This is a genomic window from Halorubrum ruber (assembly GCF_018228765.1).
Taxonomy (GTDB): domain Archaea; phylum Halobacteriota; class Halobacteria; order Halobacteriales; family Haloferacaceae; genus Halorubrum; species Halorubrum ruber.
Genome location: NZ_CP073695.1, coordinates 1,990,736 through 2,005,786, shown reverse-complemented (window position 1 = coordinate 2,005,786; position 15,051 = coordinate 1,990,736). Strand labels below are relative to the sequence as shown.

General features: G+C 61.7%; 13 protein-coding genes. 7 read left to right on the top strand and 6 right to left on the bottom strand.

Translation table 11 applies throughout. The annotated features are described in order from the left end of the window. The first annotated feature begins 48 nt into the window (after positions 1-48). Positions 49-1,521: a sulfatase-like hydrolase/transferase gene (locus tag J7656_RS09905; RefSeq protein WP_249191452.1), complete on the top strand. Its 1,473-nt coding sequence runs from the start codon at positions 49-51 to the stop codon at positions 1,519-1,521. Between the two features lie 61 nt (positions 1,522-1,582). Continuing rightward, on the top strand, positions 1,583-3,001 hold the full coding sequence (locus J7656_RS09900) for an oligosaccharide flippase family protein (protein ID WP_211553195.1): 1,419 nt from the start codon (positions 1,583-1,585) through the stop codon (positions 2,999-3,001). On the opposite strand, the gene J7656_RS09895 is transcribed toward J7656_RS09900, so the two are convergent. Continuing rightward, a complete protein-coding gene (locus J7656_RS09895; protein ID WP_211553193.1) occupies positions 2,991-4,127 on the bottom strand; it encodes a glycosyltransferase family 4 protein in 1,137 nt (378 codons plus the stop codon). The genes J7656_RS09900 and J7656_RS09895 overlap by 11 nt on opposite strands. Before the next feature lie 39 nt (positions 4,128-4,166). Next, positions 4,167-5,081: a glucosyl-dolichyl phosphate glucuronosyltransferase gene (gene aglG, locus J7656_RS09890; protein ID WP_211553191.1), complete on the bottom strand. Its 915-nt coding sequence runs from the start codon at positions 5,079-5,081 to the stop codon at positions 4,167-4,169. A gap of 135 nt (positions 5,082-5,216) precedes the next feature. On the opposite strand from aglG, the gene aglM reads away from it, so the two are divergent. Continuing rightward, complete coding sequence (gene aglM / locus J7656_RS09885; protein WP_211553189.1) at positions 5,217-6,539, top strand: UDP-glucose 6-dehydrogenase AglM; 1,323 nt, start codon at positions 5,217-5,219, stop codon at positions 6,537-6,539. Positions 6,540-6,741: 202 nt separating this feature from the next. Here the strand turns inward: aglM and J7656_RS15005 are convergent, their stop codons facing one another. Continuing rightward, on the bottom strand, positions 6,742-7,104 hold the full coding sequence (locus J7656_RS15005) for an ATP-binding protein (protein ID WP_249191451.1): 363 nt from the start codon (positions 7,102-7,104) through the stop codon (positions 6,742-6,744). A 78-nt stretch (positions 7,105-7,182) separates the two neighbouring features. Here J7656_RS15005 and J7656_RS09875 point away from each other — a divergent pair, with 78 nt between their 5' ends. After that, complete coding sequence (locus J7656_RS09875; protein ID WP_211553188.1) at positions 7,183-8,007, top strand: SWIM zinc finger family protein; 825 nt, start codon at positions 7,183-7,185, stop codon at positions 8,005-8,007. 40 nt (positions 8,008-8,047) lie between these two features. Here the strand turns inward: J7656_RS09875 and J7656_RS15000 are convergent, their stop codons facing one another. From J7656_RS15000 to J7656_RS09860, 3 genes are all read right to left on the bottom strand, one after another. Continuing rightward, positions 8,048-8,209, bottom strand: coding sequence for a PIN domain-containing protein (locus J7656_RS15000; RefSeq protein ID WP_017343042.1), 162 nt, complete (start codon positions 8,207-8,209; stop codon positions 8,048-8,050). An 86-nt stretch (positions 8,210-8,295) separates the two neighbouring features. Next, complete coding sequence (gene glmS, locus J7656_RS09865; protein WP_211553186.1) at positions 8,296-10,170, bottom strand: glutamine--fructose-6-phosphate transaminase (isomerizing); 1,875 nt, start codon at positions 10,168-10,170, stop codon at positions 8,296-8,298. A 2-nt stretch (positions 10,171-10,172) separates the two neighbouring features. Continuing rightward, entirely contained in the window at positions 10,173-11,348 is a 1,176-nt protein-coding gene (locus J7656_RS09860) for a sugar phosphate nucleotidyltransferase (RefSeq protein ID WP_017343044.1), read from the bottom strand. Positions 11,349-11,440: 92 nt separating this feature from the next. Here J7656_RS09860 and J7656_RS09855 point away from each other — a divergent pair, with 92 nt between their 5' ends. The 3 genes from J7656_RS09855 (at position 11,441) to J7656_RS09845 (ending at position 15,032) form a co-directional block, all read left to right on the top strand. After that, a complete protein-coding gene (locus J7656_RS09855) occupies positions 11,441-11,821 on the top strand; it encodes a response regulator transcription factor (protein ID WP_211553185.1) in 381 nt (126 codons plus the stop codon). 176 nt (positions 11,822-11,997) lie between these two features. Further along, on the top strand, positions 11,998-13,095 hold the full coding sequence (locus J7656_RS09850; RefSeq protein ID WP_044965623.1) for a HEAT repeat domain-containing protein: 1,098 nt from the start codon (positions 11,998-12,000) through the stop codon (positions 13,093-13,095). Beyond that, positions 13,092-15,032 carry a glycosyltransferase family 2 protein gene (locus tag J7656_RS09845; protein ID WP_211553184.1) on the top strand — a complete coding sequence of 647 codons (1,941 nt, stop codon included), beginning with the start codon at positions 13,092-13,094 and terminating at the stop codon, positions 15,030-15,032. The genes J7656_RS09850 and J7656_RS09845 overlap by 4 nt, the downstream gene beginning before the upstream one ends. Positions 15,033-15,051 lie beyond the last annotated feature (19 nt).

Genomic DNA, 15,051 nt, shown 5'->3' with positions numbered 1-15,051 from the left:
GGGCGAACAGAAATCCTAACCCCCTGAGCCAGTTACAATCCCTATAGAATGCCTCGTCCGAATCACTCTGTATCAAATGATAGTCGTCCGAATGTGTTACTTATCGTCTTGGATAGCGTACGCGCCAAAAATTGTAGTACGTACGGCTATCAAAGGGAGACGACACCATTCCTAACTGATTTTGCTGAGGAGACCGCAACCCTTTACGAACAAGCACGAGCACCGAGTATTCACAGCATAGCTAGTCACGCCAGCATATTTTCCGGGTATCATGTTGAAGAGCATCAAGTAACAGAACACACCTCCTATCTCAATCCGTCTGCGAACATCTTTCACAAGCTCAGCCAAGAACATGGATACTCGACAGGGATGTTTTCGCCGAACGTCGTGATCACCGAGGCATCCAATCTCGGAGAGTGTTTTGACACGAAAGTTGGACCAAAACGGACGAAATTCCGAATATTCGACGAAGGGCTCTCGCCAATGGATATAGAAGGGGAAGTAGATGCAAGACGGTTCCTACGCGAAGCACTCGCCCATGACAAGCCCATCCGGTCCATCTTGAACGGTCTCTACTCGAATCTCACACCACACGGTGGCTCTCACGATCCAAGTTCAGAATTTGGTGAGGTGTACGTTGACGAGTTCTTCGATTGGCTCAGCAATCGGGGATCTCCCTGGGCAGCCTGTCTAAACCTAATGGATGCTCATAGTCCGTATGCTCCTGAACCGCGATACAATAAGTGGGCCAATCAAGAACACGTTGAGCTGTACGAGGACGTTCAAAATGCCTCAAAGATAGAGAGCTTTAGCGATGAGTTCTGGGAGAAATTAGGTTCTTTAGAGCCACTCTATGATGGTTGTATCCGTCAGGCTGATGCTGTGGTTGCAAACTTAGTGGATCGCCTCAAGGATATGGGTGAGTATGAGAATACTCTCCTTGTTATTACGAGTGATCACGGCGAAGCCTTTGGTGAAAAAAGCAGACTTTCAGAGGCCAGACTTCGTGGACATAGTTGGGGTATCGGAGAAGTCCAAACACATGTTCCGCTCCTTGTCAAGCGTCCTCATCAAGAAAACAGTGAGACCGTTAAGGATATTGCGACGTTGACACAATTCGCGCAGGTCGTTAAAAAAACCCTTTCTGACGATTCTTCCGTAGCCTCGTTCGTTCCCGATGAAGATCAAGTAATAGCTTCTACATATCGTATCAAACCTCCCGGAGATGAACTGCCTCTTAGTGAATCGGATCGGGAACCCTACTTCGGTCCGTGGCGGGCAGTGTACCGTGACGATGAGATGGGTGTTGTAAAATATGCGACTCGACGGGATAATACGGGAACATTCCGTATTCGGGATACCGGAAGTTTGGAGGAGATCGAAGATACTGATGCTGCCACGGTCGTGGAGGAGGTCTTCCAGCATCTGAGAGACGGTGTGCAGACAGTGGGTGAGGCAGATGAGCGAGAGTTAACCGAAGATGTGGAAAATAAGCTCGCTGATCTAGGATATCTACGATGAGCCAGTTCAGTTGTAACACTCTGAAGGGTTTTTACTCAAGACAAGTTGAAACAAACGACAGATGAGGGAAGGCAAAGTAGCGATCTCACATTTTGCGGCACAAGTAATCCGCTCAGTCGCTGGATTCGGAACTACGTTTTTTATTGCTCGCTACTTGGGTGCTGGTGATCTTGGTATCTATTCACAGGCGCTGGCACTACTCTTTTGGATCAAACTACCCGGTGGAAGCATTACTTCTGCTGCCTCGAAGCGTATGTCCGAGTCAGACACACGATCAGCGGCGTTCTTTTCTGCGGGTTTAGTAATTCTCACACTATATGCCGCTCTGGTCGGTGTGTTTATGCTGCTCTTGCGCGATTACATTGATTCATACATTGGGCTTGATATCGCGCTCGTGCTTGCCCTGTTGATCGCAGTAAATCTCATCTTCGATCTCGTCAAATCTGGGTTTGTCGGCCTCAAGCGTGTTAGTATTTCGGGGTGGATTGGTACCGCCGAACAGCTCCTCCGGTTGGGGGGGCAGATCTCGTTTGTACTAGCAGGCTTCATGGTTATTGGTCTTGTTTACGGTCACGCGCTCTCGTTACTCGCATTTTGTGTTCTGGGACTACTCATGCTCCGATCGGAACTCACCATTCCGACTCGACAGGCTTTCTCAGAAATTCGAAGTTTCGCCCAATATTCTTGGCTTGGTAGTCTAAAATCAGTGTCTCTCAGCTGGGCAGATTTATTAGTTCTTGGGCTCTTTGTAAGCGACCAATTGGTCGGTGTCTATCAAGCGTCTTGGACGCTTTCTTCGTTCCTGGCAATTGTCGGAGGGTCTATCGCAACAACCCTCTTCCCTGAAATTAGCGCTCTCGATTCGGAGAACCAGTACGACCGGGTCAGAGATCTGCTAGATGATGCGTTGATATATACCGGGATCTTTCTGATTCCAGGTGCGTTCGGCGCGTTTGTAATCGGTGAGCGGTTACTTCGGATTTACAGTCCAGAATTCAGCATCGGAAATGAGATTCTAGTAATTTTAATCGCTGCCAGGATGGTACACGCATTTGGAGGTCAAGCCCTAAACGCACTAAATGCGCTTGACTATCCGGATATCGCGTTCAGGATTAACGGCATTTTTATCACCACAAATGTTGTTCTGAATGTAATATTAGTCTATCAATTTAGCTGGTACGGAGCAGCGACTGCGACCCTATTATCAAGCTTATTATATTTTGTAATTAGCTGGAGGGAAATAATTCTGCGTTTAGGTGGAGTGGAATTCCCTATACTGGAGGTTGGAAAACAGGTTGTTGCCAGTACGATAATGATGCTTGGCCTTTATCCAATCATCTCGTATACTCCCCCAAGTAACTACCTGACAATCGGTCTCGTTGGATTAGGTGCAAGTGTATATGCCTTAGTATTGCTCGGAATTTCCAAGCAAGTTCGAGCGAAAGTCTTCTCTCTACTTCCTGCGTCAGTCAACCTCTGACGGAACTAAGCAATCCACGATATCGTTTCACAGCTTCTTCCAAGCTATATCTATCCTCGATCAAACCACGACTTTGGTTACTCATTGTCGCCAAATTGTTCTGGCACAAGAGTTCAGAGATATCTCTCGTGATGAGCTGTGGGTCCCGACTTTTCATTAGCATCCCAGTTTTTTGAGACTTCACAACGTCTGGGACCCCTGCTACTGGTGTCGCGTAGACAGGAGTCCCACATGCCATTGCTTCTAATATTGTCGTCGGAAGGCCTTCGGTTGGGTGCGAGGGCATCACGAGTAATTTCATCTTATTAAATTCTGCTGGTACGTCACTGTGGTCAACCCATCCAGCTAATTCTGCGTCTCCGGTCGCAATTTCATTCGCAAGTTCGGTTTCGAGCCAACTGTACAACGGACCGTCACCCACGAACCGAAACGTCACTCCCTCTGGGAGCTGTTTTGCCACCTCAGCCAATTCTCGAATCCCTTTCTCCTCGTCGATACGGCCGACGAACCCAACAACATTGCTGCGTTCCTCGAAAGGAACCTGAACAGAGAATTCATCGGTATCGACGTACCGGGCACCGTACGGATACACATTTGCTGAGTCCGGTTCGAGACCGAGTTCGCGGGCCATATTCGGGGTATACGTGACGACACGGTCTGCGGCAGCGAACCCAGCGCGTTCGAGTGCGCGGACGGCCCCGGAAAGCGCCTTTGCGACGATATTGGGCATACGCTGTTCCCAGTTCAGTTGAAGTGTCAATGGGACATCTCCCCGAGGCTCCACAAGGACGATCTTCCCGACGCTGCGCGCGAAGAGAATCGGGAGCAAATATGAGGTAGCTCCGAAAAACAAAACCACTTCTTCTGGTCGGCGTCGGATCGCATCGCACATCCGCAGTTGGTTCAACACAAACCGAACCGCTGCGACAACAATACCATCGCCGGCTCCCTTCGTTGTGAGTTCAATCACTTCACGGTCTTCGCGGATCGTAGAGTCTTCCGGCAGGTCGGCAGTCACGAGAGACACCGGACCGAGTTCAGCCAGTATATTGAGAAGGGTTCGAGTGGCGTTTTCACCGGCTGAACTAAGCGGATGGGTGACCACACAGACGCCGGAGTCGGACATATGACGAGGTTGACTACTTCGGTTCTTATTCTTGTTCGTTCAGTAGCGTAGGATCCCGTAGAGAAATCCAAACCCTACGGCGACTGTGAGTGCGACGAGCATCCCGAGCTGATCGACCTTCTGCTTCGACGGCCGTTTAATCAATTCCACGAGACGTTGTGGGCCGAACTGTAAGAGGAGGTCTCTCAGGAAAGCACTCTCTTGGCTGCCAGTACTATCGACGAGATTACTCATAACGTGTTTCGAATATCCTTGCCAAAACGAGCGTTTCAGTAGCCACACACGGTCTGTGCGATAGTCGAATACCTTGTGCCCGACTTCGGCATCCGGAACATACCACATCCCCTGGCCGTATTTTTCACGCATCCGGGCCGCCAGCTCTGTCTCTTCTCCCTGGATCTGTTGATCGCCTTTACGCCCGAGGTCCTCGCTGAATCCACCGAGCTTCTCAAGAACATCCTTTCTAAAAGACATATTGGATCCGTTTGTGTTTCTGACTTCACACTGTTCCTCTGGATATCCCCGATGCGTGACGCCAATAAGCCAATAGAATTCTTCAGGGAGAAAGGTCGGCTTTCCATCGACCCAAATCGGTGTCATTTTTCCACCCACAGCGATCGCATCGCGTTCCTCATAGGTGGCAACTAGCTGTTCGACCCAGTCCGGTTCAGGGACCGCATCGTCGTCGACGAATGCGACCACGTCCCCACTTGCGAGTTTGATTCCGTGGTTACGGCTGTATGAGAGCCCGCGGTTCTTGTCGTTACAACCGATGCGGACGTTTTCTAGTTCAGCGTAGTCAGCACACATAGACTCATACACCGAGGCGTTTCCATCCGAAATCAAAACGAGCTCGACGTCATCATAGGTCTGGCTAAGCACCGCTTCTGCGGCATCTCGAGCATGTTCGTAGAGATCTAGGGAATACGTACAAACGACAACCGAGACTCGCATTGTAAGATGATATCACCAACTGATGTAAATGGATTTCTTTTGTGGATATATGTTCCCGGCTACCCAGTCCAATAGTCTGGTATTGCTCCCATTAATCAAGCATTTCTTATTGAGTACCTCTGAATAGTAGAGTAGATGAACCTCTCTATCGTCGGCAGCGGCTACGTCGGCACGACCGTCGCGGCCTGTTTCGCCGACCTCGGTCACGACGTCGTCAACATCGACATCGATGAGTCGGTCGTCGAAACGATCAACGCCGGCGACGCGCCGATCCACGAGGAGGGACTCGCCGAACTCATCGCCGCCCACGCCGGGCCCGAGGGAACTGGCCGGCTTCGGGCCACCACAGACTACGACGCCGTCCTCGACACCGACGTCACCTTCCTCTGTCTTCCCACCCCACAGAACGACGACGGTAGCATCGACCTCTCGGTCATGGAAGCCGGCGCGAGCCAGCTCGGCGCGACGCTCGCCAACAAACTCGACTGGCACACGGTCGTCGTCAAGAGCACGGTCGTGCCCGGCTCGACGGCGGACACGATCACTCCCATCCTCGAACGGGAGAGCGGGAAGACTGCCGGCGAGGACTTCGGCATCGGGATGAATCCAGAATTCCTTCGCGAGGGCACGGCGGTCCACGATTTCCTCAATCCGGACAAGGTCGTCCTCGGCGCGGACGACGACCGCGCGCTCGCGGACATGCGCGATGTGTTCGAGGCGCTGATCGCGGCCGCCGCCGCGCCCGTCGTGGAGACGGACACGCGCACCGCCGAGATGATAAAGTACGCTAACAACGCCTTCCTCGCGGCGAAGATCAGCCTGATCAACGACATCGGGAACATCTGTAAGGCGCTCGGCGTCGACGCCTACGAGGTCGCGGACGCGATCGGCCTCGACGACCGCATCGGCGCACAGTTCCTCCAGAGCGGCGTCGGCTGGGGCGGGAGTTGTTTTCCGAAAGACGTACGCGCAATTATCTCTGCGGCACAGGCGGCCGGCTACGACCCGGCGATGTTGAACGCGGCCGTCGAGGTCAACGACCGCCAGCCGGCGCGGCTGGTCGCGATGCTGGCCGACCACCTCGACGCCCACCGTGACGGTGGGGTCGACGGCGCCATCGTCGCCGTGCTCGGCCTTGCGTTCAAGCCCGGCACCGACGATATGCGAAACTCGCGGGCAATTCCGGTGATCAAGGATCTCCAGGCGCGCGGCGCGACTATTATCGCCTACGACCCGGTCGCGGCCGACAACGCCCCCAACTACGTCGACGACGTGACCTACGCCGACTCGGCCGCGGCGGCACTCGACGGCGCCGACGCGGCGGTCGTCGTCACCGACTGGGACGAGTTCGCCGCGCTCGACGAGGAATTCGACGCGATGGCAACCCCGATTGTCGTCGACGGACGGCGAATCATTGAGCGCCGGGACGGAATCACGTACGAAGGGCTGACTTGGTGACTGCCATCACAGGCAGCTCCGATATCTCTTTCACGAGATTGGTTCGATCCGCTGAATTGAGGCGCTAAGTCTCTCTCCTCCGCGAGCGACCAACGGCAGCGAGCAGAGAGGAGACAGCCCCGCATACAAATGCTTCCTCGGGTTGCTCGATACGGAGTGTGGGCGGTGAGGCCATCAACGAGAGCATACAGGGGTGTGACCATCACTGAGTGCGTTCGAACAGATCTGTGAGTTCGTCGAGCCCGTAGAGGGATGAATCGGACCGATCGGCGGCGGTTGTACGGAGTTCGTCGGTGAATCCCGACCGCGAAAAGAGCGCGTAAACCGACTCGATGTCCAGTTCCTCAAGCGCTGTCGTCACTAGCGTTGTCTTCCCGACTCGCCGCCGTCCATAGACAACGAGGAGCTGTCGTTCTTCTCGAGAGAGGTGTGACGTGAGCCTCTCGATCTCCGTTTCCCTGTCAATTATTATGTATACGATAATATTATTTCGATCATAATCGCTGTTGGGAGGGACATTCACTTGGGTCGGACGGAACAGCTGGTCGCCGAAGGGAAGTGACAAACACGGCGCTGGCTCGGGCGACTTCTGTCGATCTAAGCGCAAATTTTTCGAAGTAGCGATGGAACGCTACTTGCGACCATGGACGTGACTGAGGAGGCGGTTCGAGAGATCTGTACGGACGCGGTCTTCGAGCGCGGAGAGACCTATCTCGCCGAGGGCCGTATCCGCGAGATTCACCGCGTCGACGACACTGTGACCGCTATCGTGAGCGGGAGTCGCCAGTACGACGTTCGCGTCGATCTCGCCACCGAGGGGTTCGACTCGTGGTGTGGCTGTCCGTACGACGGCCCAGGCGCGTGTAAGCACGTCGTCGCGGTGTTGCTCCGCTGTGTCGAGGACGTTCCGCTCGATGAGGGCGACCGACTCGACGCCGCGCTTGATGGCACAGAGCCCGACGACCTCCGAGCGTTCCTCCGCGATGTCCTGGCGACCGACGTCACCCTCCGCGAGCGGTTCTTCGCCCGGTTTGGCGAACCGGTAACCCGGTCGGTCGACGAGCTACGCGCCGCTATCGACCGGCGGTTCGAGGAGACGAATCCCGACTACTACGTCGTCTTTGAGCCGATCGACTTTGCGGAGTGGTTCAACCTTGCGAATGAGTACCGCGAGGAAGGCCGAAACGCGGCGGCGGCCGGGGTGTACCGAGCGCTCGTCGAGTCGCTCGACGACAACATGGATCGCGTCGACGGCGCGTACGACCACTTTTCGCAGGCGTTCTCCCGCGCGCTCGACGGCTATGTTGCGTGTGTCGTGGCCACCGACCGTAAGGCCAATGCGGTCACGGACGCCGTTTCCTTCCTCGAAGAGCGGGCGGCTTCGGGAACGCAGTATCTTACCGATCAGTTCGAGCGCGCGGCAACAGAACTGCGGACGGAACTGGATGAGGGGAGGAGCGCTGAGTGAGTTTGAGACGATCCCCCGAGCGGTACCGGTCGAGACTGCTTCAGCGACAGGAGTCGTCCGCCGTCTCCGGCCGAGTGATACCCTGAACCGCGTCGAAGTCGTCGTCAAACGAGTAGAGGTATTCGATCCCCTCTCGCTTCATGTACACAGCGATAGTCGCGTCGCCGAATGAGAGGCTTTCGTAGGTCCGGAAGCAGTCCACGGCGCTAGTAAAAGGCCGTAGAGAATCGATCCTCTCGCTCCGCAACGGACCACGGTTCTCCCGTCTGTTTGTGGCCGACCGCGGCCTCACTCCACGGTCACGCTTTTCGCCAGATTGCGCGGTTTGTCGATCGACCGGCCCTTGTCGTTCGCCACGTGGTACGCGAACAGCTGGAGGTAGACGTTCGCAACCAGCGGCTCGACGAGACCCACGTCCGGAACCGGCAGCGACACGTCCAGCGTGGCGTACTCCTCACCGGCGGACACACAGCCGATGGCGGGCGCGCCGCGCGTCTGTGCCTCGGTGACGTTGTTCATCGTCTCGTCGGCGCGCGACCCGTCGGTCAGGACGGCTAACACGGGCGTGTCGGGCGTCACTAAAGCGAGCGGTCCGTGTTTCAGCTCGCCCGCTGCGAATCCCTCAGCGTGGTCGTAGGAGATCTCCTTGAGCTTCAGCGCGCCCTCCAGCGCCACCGGAACGCCAAGCTGCCGCCCAACGAAAAAGAACGCCTCGCTGTCGCCGTACTCGTTGGCGGCCTCGCGGACCTTCGGCTCGGCGTCGAGCACCTGCTGGACCGCGCCGGGGAGGTCGCGGAGCCCCTCCAGGACGGGCCGCGCGTCGGCCGCGGCCAGCGCGCCGCGTTCGCGGCCGATCGCCACCGCGAGCATCGTCAGCGTCGCCACCTGCGAGGCGAACGTCTTCGTCGCCGCGACACCGATCTCGGGGCCGGCGCGGATGAACGCGGTGTCGTCGACCTCGCGCGTGACGGTGCTGCCGAGGGTGTTCGTCACGGCGAACGTCCGCGCGCCGGCGGCGTTGGCGCGCCGGACCGCGCCGAGCGTGTCGGCGGTCTCGCCGCTCTGCGTCACCGCGACGACGAGCGTCCGGTCCGGACTGCGCCCCGCGCCGAACTCGTACTCGCTGGCGATCTCGACGGTCGCGCGCACTCCCGACAGCTCCTCGAACAACTGCGCGGCGTACCGCCCCGCGTAGTTGGAGGTGCCGCAGGCGACGATCTGGATCTCTTCGAGGTCCGCGAGGAAGCCCGGCGGGAAGGAGACGTCCAGATCGACGTCGCCGCCGTCGACGTCGAGCCGCCCCGCGATGGTCTGACGCAAGGCCTCGGGCTGCTCGTGGATCTCCTTGCGCATGTAGTGTTCGTAGCCCCCCTTCTCAGCGGCGTCGGCCTCCCACGTCACCGTTTCGACGCCGCGGTCGACGAGGTCGCCGTCGGCGTAAATCTCGACACCCTCGGCCGACAGCGCCGCCACGTCGCCGTCCTCGAGATACGTCACGTCGCGGGTGTGTTCGAGGAAGGCCGTCACGTCGCTGGCGACGAACGTCGCGTCGTCGTCGCGACCTAACACGAGCGGGCTTCCGCGGCGCGCGACGACGATCCGGTCGTCGCCCTCGCGGACCGCACAGATCGCGTAGCTCCCTTCCAAGCGGTCCTCGACGCTCCGGACCGCGTCGAGCAGGCCCAGTCCGGGGTCGGTCGCGAGTTCCTCCTCGATCAGGTGCGGGATGACCTCGGTGTCGGTGTCGCTCGTGAACTCGTGGTCGGCCAGTTCTTGCTTGAGCGTCTCGTGGTTCTCGACGATCCCGTTGTGGACGACCGCAACGTCGCCGACGCAGTCGGTGTGCGGGTGGGCGTTGGCGTCCGTCGGCGGGCCGTGGGTGCTCCAGCGCGTGTGGCCGACGCCGAGCGCCGCGTCGGGCACGTCGGGGACGGTGAGGTTGTCGACCTCGCCCGACCGCTTCGCGACGGTGAGCCCGCTCGTCTCGCCGACGAGCGCGACGCCCGCCGAGTCGTAGCCGCGGTATTCCAGATTACGGAGCCCCTCGTGGACGATGTCGCCGACGCCGGCGGTCCCGCCGTCGCTCGCGGTGCCCTCGCCGCCGTCCGCGTCACCGTCGTCCAGTACGATCCCGTCACCGATGTAGCCGGTAATCCCACACATGGTTACCCCCTCCGCACGACCGCGCCCGATTCAACGCGGTCGTCGATCACGACTCCCGCGTCGGCGTTGACGTCGTCGCCGACGACCGCGCCGTCCGTGAGCGTCGCGCCGGCGCCGACGGTCGCGTTGTCCCCGACCACGCCCGCGAGTTCCACGTTGTGGTGGACCGCGTCGCCGACGACGATCGTCGCCGGTTCGCCCGCGATCGTCGCGTTCGGCCCCACCCGCGCGTTGCCGGCGACGATCGCGTCCCGGACCACGGCCCCGGCGCCGATCACGGCGTCGGGGAAGACCACGGCGTTCTCGACGACTGCGCCCGCCTCGACCGTCGCGTTACTCCCGATCGCGGTGCTGCCGCCGAGCGTGACGTTCGGCCCGACGCGCACGTTGCCAGCGAGCGCCACGTCGTCGGCGACGGTCACTGACGCACCCAAGCTGGCGCCCACGGTCTCGGCCGCCGTGGCCTCGTCGACCAGCCCCGCGTTGACGGTGAGCAGGTCCCAGAGGTTCGACACGTCGAGCCAGCGACCGTCATACCGGACCGCCGACAGCGACTCGTCACCGGCGAGATCGTTGAGCGTCGCCGTGATCGCTAACTCTCCGGTCGCGTGCGTCTCGCGGATCGCGTCGAAGACGGCCGGCGAAAAGGCGTACACACCGGCGTTGATCTGGTTCGTCTCGACGGGGCCCTCCGGCTTCTCGTCGATGCCGGTCACGCGGTCGCCGTCGAGGGTGACGACGCCGTACTGGCGGGGGTTCGCCGCGGTCGTGACCGCCATCGCGGGGAGGTCGTCGTCGCGCGCCCGGTCGCGCATCTGCGAGACGATCGACGCGTCCACGATCCGGTCGCCGTTGAGCACGACGAAGGGGCCGTCGACGACCGGTTCGGCTTGGAGGACGGCGTGGCCGGTACCGAGCTGGGTGGTCTGTTCGACGTACTCGATCGTCACGTCCCAGTCGTCGCCGTCGCCGAAGTGGTTCCGGATGCGCTCCTGCTCGTAGCCGACGACGAGGACGATCCGGTCGATGTCGGTCGCCGTGACGGCCTCGACGACGTGTTCGAGCAGGGGGCGGTTCGCCACGGGGACCATCGGCTTGGGCCGTCGGTTCGTCAGCGGCGCCAACCGTCGGCCCTCGCCCGCGGCGAGGATCACCGCGGTCACGGAGTCGGTAGCCATATCGTACACCTCGCCCGTCCGGGTGTTAAATCGTTCGCGCGATACCGTACCGTTGGAGAAGAGTCAAGTAGAGTAACGTGTCTATACTCTGTGTGTCGAAATCGGCCGTCATCGCGGACGACGACGAGACGATCCGGTCGATCCTCCAGTACAAGCTGTCGAACGCGGGCTACGAGCTGACGGTGTGTCACGACGGCGAGGAGTGCCGGCAGGCGCTAAACGAGAACGGCGCGGCCCCGGATGTCGTCGTCCTCGACGTGATGATGCCACGGATGAAAGGGACCCAGGTGCTGCGGACGATCCGGCGCGGCGAGCTCGCGGTCGACCCCGACGTGCCCGTCGTGATGCTCACTTCGCGCGGCCAGGAGGCCGACGTGTTAGCGGGGCTCGACTCCGGGGCCGACGAGTACCTCACGAAGCCGTTCAGCCCGAACGAGCTGCTGGCCCGCATCGACCGACTGGTCGGGAGGTAAGAGTGCTGTTCGCGCCTTCGACCGTGGTCGCGTCCCTCTACGGTCCACTCGCCGGCTCTCAGTCGCGGGTACTCACCATCGGCGTCCTCGTGCTCGGTTCGCTGTTGCTCGCGGCGGGGCTCGTGACCCTCGGCTACTCGGTCCTCGCGGCTCGCCGACGCCGGCGACGGGAGCCGATGCGCGCCGCGCTCCGCGGCGAACTGCTCGACCGGCTTTACGGGCGCGACGAGCCGGCTTGGGACGCATGGGTTACCGGCCTCTCGGCGGCCGAACGCGACGAGCTCGAATCCGTCCTCGACGTGTATCTCCGCGAGCTCGACGGCCGCGACGCCGAGAAACTGGCCGGGCTCGGCCGCGCGCTCGGAATCAATGAGCGGGCCCGCCGTGAGATCGCGGCCGGCGACTACTGGGACCGCAGCCACGCCCTCGTCTGGCTCACGCTGCTCCGCGACGCCCCTGACCGCGACCTGCTTCGAGCGCACTGTACCGAGACGCCACGCGAGCGCGCCGCTGCCGCCCGGGTGCTGTACGCGGCCAGGACGGACGACTGCGCGACAACTGGCGTCGACCTCCTGCTCCGTGACGACCCCGACCCGTTCTCGGTGTTCGGCGTCGACACGCTGTACCGCGTCGCCGAGGGCAACCCGAGCCCGTTCTTCGAGCGGGCGGCCGCCGACTTCCCGACGTGGCCGCCGGCACTCCAGCGGCAGGCGCTGCTCGTCGTCCGCCATCTCACAACCGTGGTTGGCGGCGCCGACCTCTCGTGGGTCGTCGCGGCGCTGTCGAGCGCGGATCCGAGCGTGCGGGCGGCCGCGTGGCGGGCGCTGGGCGCGTACGGCTGGAACCGTCGGCTCCGCGACGCGATCGACCTCGACGCGATCCCCGACGAGCCGGCGCCGGCGGTCCGCGCCGACGCGTATCGCGCGCTCGGGGTCTGGGGCGACGCGACGGCGCTCGGGGCAATCGAGGCGGCCGGGACGGTCGATCCGGATCCGCGCGCGCAGGTCGCCGCGGCCGAGACGCTGGTCGCCCAGCGCGGCCCGGACGCCGTGCCAGCGCCGAGCGACCCGCCGCAGCACTCCGCCGGCGTGGCGGGGGACCAGTCGGCTGATGCGGTCGCTGATCCGTCCGCTCCCGACCCGGAGACGCCCGCCCCCGCTGTGCCGCCCTTCGACGTCGCGTGGGACTGGGCGGCCGAACACACCCGCTTCGACCGCCTCGCGCGAGACATCTCCCGCGACCGGGACCGGCTCCGCGACGAGGTGCGCGGATGACGACGCTGGAGAGCGTCGGGACGACGCTCGTCGTCGGGTCGGGCGTGTTCATCGTCACGTACTACCTGCTGATCAACGTCGGCTACCTGCTGATCCACGTGCTCGCGCTGTTCCAGCTCCGCGACAACGTCCGCGAGTCGGGGTGGAACCCGTCGTTCCGCGCGTTCGACAGCCCGTTTTATCCGGGCGTCGCGATGGTCGTGCCGGCGTACAACGAGGCGGCGAACATCGTCGAGAGCGTGCGCTCGATGCTGGCGCTCAACTATCCCGACCAGGAGATCGTCGTCGTCAACGACGGCTCGTCGGACGCCACCCTCGACCGGCTCGAAGAGGCGTTCGGGTTGCGGCCCGTCGACGCCGAGGTGCCATACGACGTGCCCTCGGAACCGATCCGCGGGGTGTACCGCTCGGCGACCCACGAGAACCTGCTGGTCGTCGACAAGGAGAACGGCGGCAAAAGCGACGCGCTCAACGCCGGGGTCTGGCTCACCGACCAGGAGCTGTTCTGCGCGGTCGACGCTGACACCGTGATCGACCGCGACGCGCTGCTCGACGTCGTCGCGCCGTTCCTCGAGGAGCCCTCGCGGACGGTCGCCAGCGGCGGGACCATCCGGGTGGCCAACGACTGCGTCGTCCAAGACGGCCAAGTAAAAGAGACCAAACTGCCGAAGACCGGCCTTGCCGGCGTCCAGGTGATGGAATACCTGCGGGCCTTTTACTCCGGGCGGCTCGGGCTCGCCCGGCTCAAGGGGCTGATCCTCATCTCCGGTGCGTTCGGCGTGTTCCGGACCGACCGCGTCCGGGAGATCGGGGGCTACCGCCACGACACGATCACGGAGGACTTCGACGTGGTCGTCCGGCTCCACGAGTACCTCTCGGACAACGACATCGACTACCGGATCGAGTTCGTCCCAGAGCCCGTCGCGTGGACGGAGGTGCCGGAGTCGCTCCGGTCGCTGGGTCGCCAGCGGCGCCGCTGGTACCGCGGCATGCTGGAGACAGTGATCGCCAGCCGCGGCCTCTTCTTCCGCCGGCGCTACGGCCGCGTCGGCACGGTCGTGCTCCCCTTCTTCACCGCCGCGGAGGCGATCGGCCCGCTCATTGAGGGGTTCGGCTACGTGCTGCTCCCGCTCGGCTGGTACCTCGGCATCCTCAACATAGAGTTCTTTCTCACCTTCCTGTTGCTCACGGTGGGTGTCGGGGTGTTCCTCTCGTGGTTCGGTGTGTTCAGCGAGGTGTGGAGCTACAACCGCTACGAGTCGCCGCAGGACGCTGCCAGGCTGCTCTGGTACGGCGTCTTAGAGAACTTCGGCTACCGCCAGTGGAAGACGGTCGTCGCCTGGCACGGGCTAATCGAGTTCCTCCGCGGCGAGCAGTCGTGGGGCGTCATGGAGCGGCGCGGGTTCGGTGACGCGGCGACTGAAACCGCTGCGGCCGGCGGCACAGTCGAGGCAGCGCCCGCGGCCGCCGCGGCCACGGACAACCGCGAGGACGCGGACGACGGCGGCTTCGTCTGGGTGGACTGGCTCGCCGACGAGCCCGGAACCGACGGCCTCCGGTGGCTCGACCGTATCGCGAGCGACGGCCAGCCCGGGATGCTCGCGTCCGTCGCGGACCTGGCCGTCGGCGTCGGCGAGGGGGGCTTCGTCTGGACCACCGACTTCCCAGCCGGCGACGGGGGGTTCGTCTGGGTGACCGACCCCGCGCTCGGCGCGGGCGAGGGCGGCTACGTCCTCGCGACCGCCGCCGACGGGAGCGTCCGGCTCGCCGCGACAACGGACTTCTCGGAGGGGCTCGGCGACGGCGGCTTCGTCTGGACGACCGACCCGACGCTCGGCGCGGGCGACGGCGGCTTCGTGTGGACCACCGACGCCGCGACCGGCGCCGGCAACCAGGGGTTCGTCTGGGTGGTCGACACGGCCGATCCCGCCGAGTAGTCCCCGGCCGCTCAGTCCG

What these genes read in the sequence shown, in the direction of transcription:
- J7656_RS09850 (WP_044965623.1), top strand. Translation starts at nt 11,998, where the DNA reads ATGCGCGCCGCGCTCCGCGGCGAACTGCTCGACCGGCTTTACGGGCGC.
- glmS (WP_211553186.1), bottom strand. Translation starts at nt 10,170, where the DNA reads ATGTGTGGGATTACCGGCTACATCGGTGACGGGATCGTACTGGACGAC.
- aglG (WP_211553191.1), bottom strand. Translation starts at nt 5,081, where the DNA reads ATGCGAGTCTCGGTTGTCGTTTGTACGTATTCCCTAGATCTCTACGAA.
- J7656_RS09905 (WP_249191452.1), top strand. Translation starts at nt 49, where the DNA reads ATGCCTCGTCCGAATCACTCTGTATCAAATGATAGTCGTCCGAATGTG.
- J7656_RS09875 (WP_211553188.1), top strand. Translation starts at nt 7,183, where the DNA reads ATGGACGTGACTGAGGAGGCGGTTCGAGAGATCTGTACGGACGCGGTC.
- J7656_RS09845 (WP_211553184.1), top strand. Translation starts at nt 13,092, where the DNA reads ATGACGACGCTGGAGAGCGTCGGGACGACGCTCGTCGTCGGGTCGGGC.
- J7656_RS09895 (WP_211553193.1), bottom strand. Translation starts at nt 4,127, where the DNA reads ATGTCCGACTCCGGCGTCTGTGTGGTCACCCATCCGCTTAGTTCAGCC.
- aglM (WP_211553189.1), top strand. Translation starts at nt 5,217, where the DNA reads ATGAACCTCTCTATCGTCGGCAGCGGCTACGTCGGCACGACCGTCGCG.
- J7656_RS09900 (WP_211553195.1), top strand. Translation starts at nt 1,583, where the DNA reads ATGAGGGAAGGCAAAGTAGCGATCTCACATTTTGCGGCACAAGTAATC.
- J7656_RS09860 (WP_017343044.1), bottom strand. Translation starts at nt 11,348, where the DNA reads ATGGCTACCGACTCCGTGACCGCGGTGATCCTCGCCGCGGGCGAGGGC.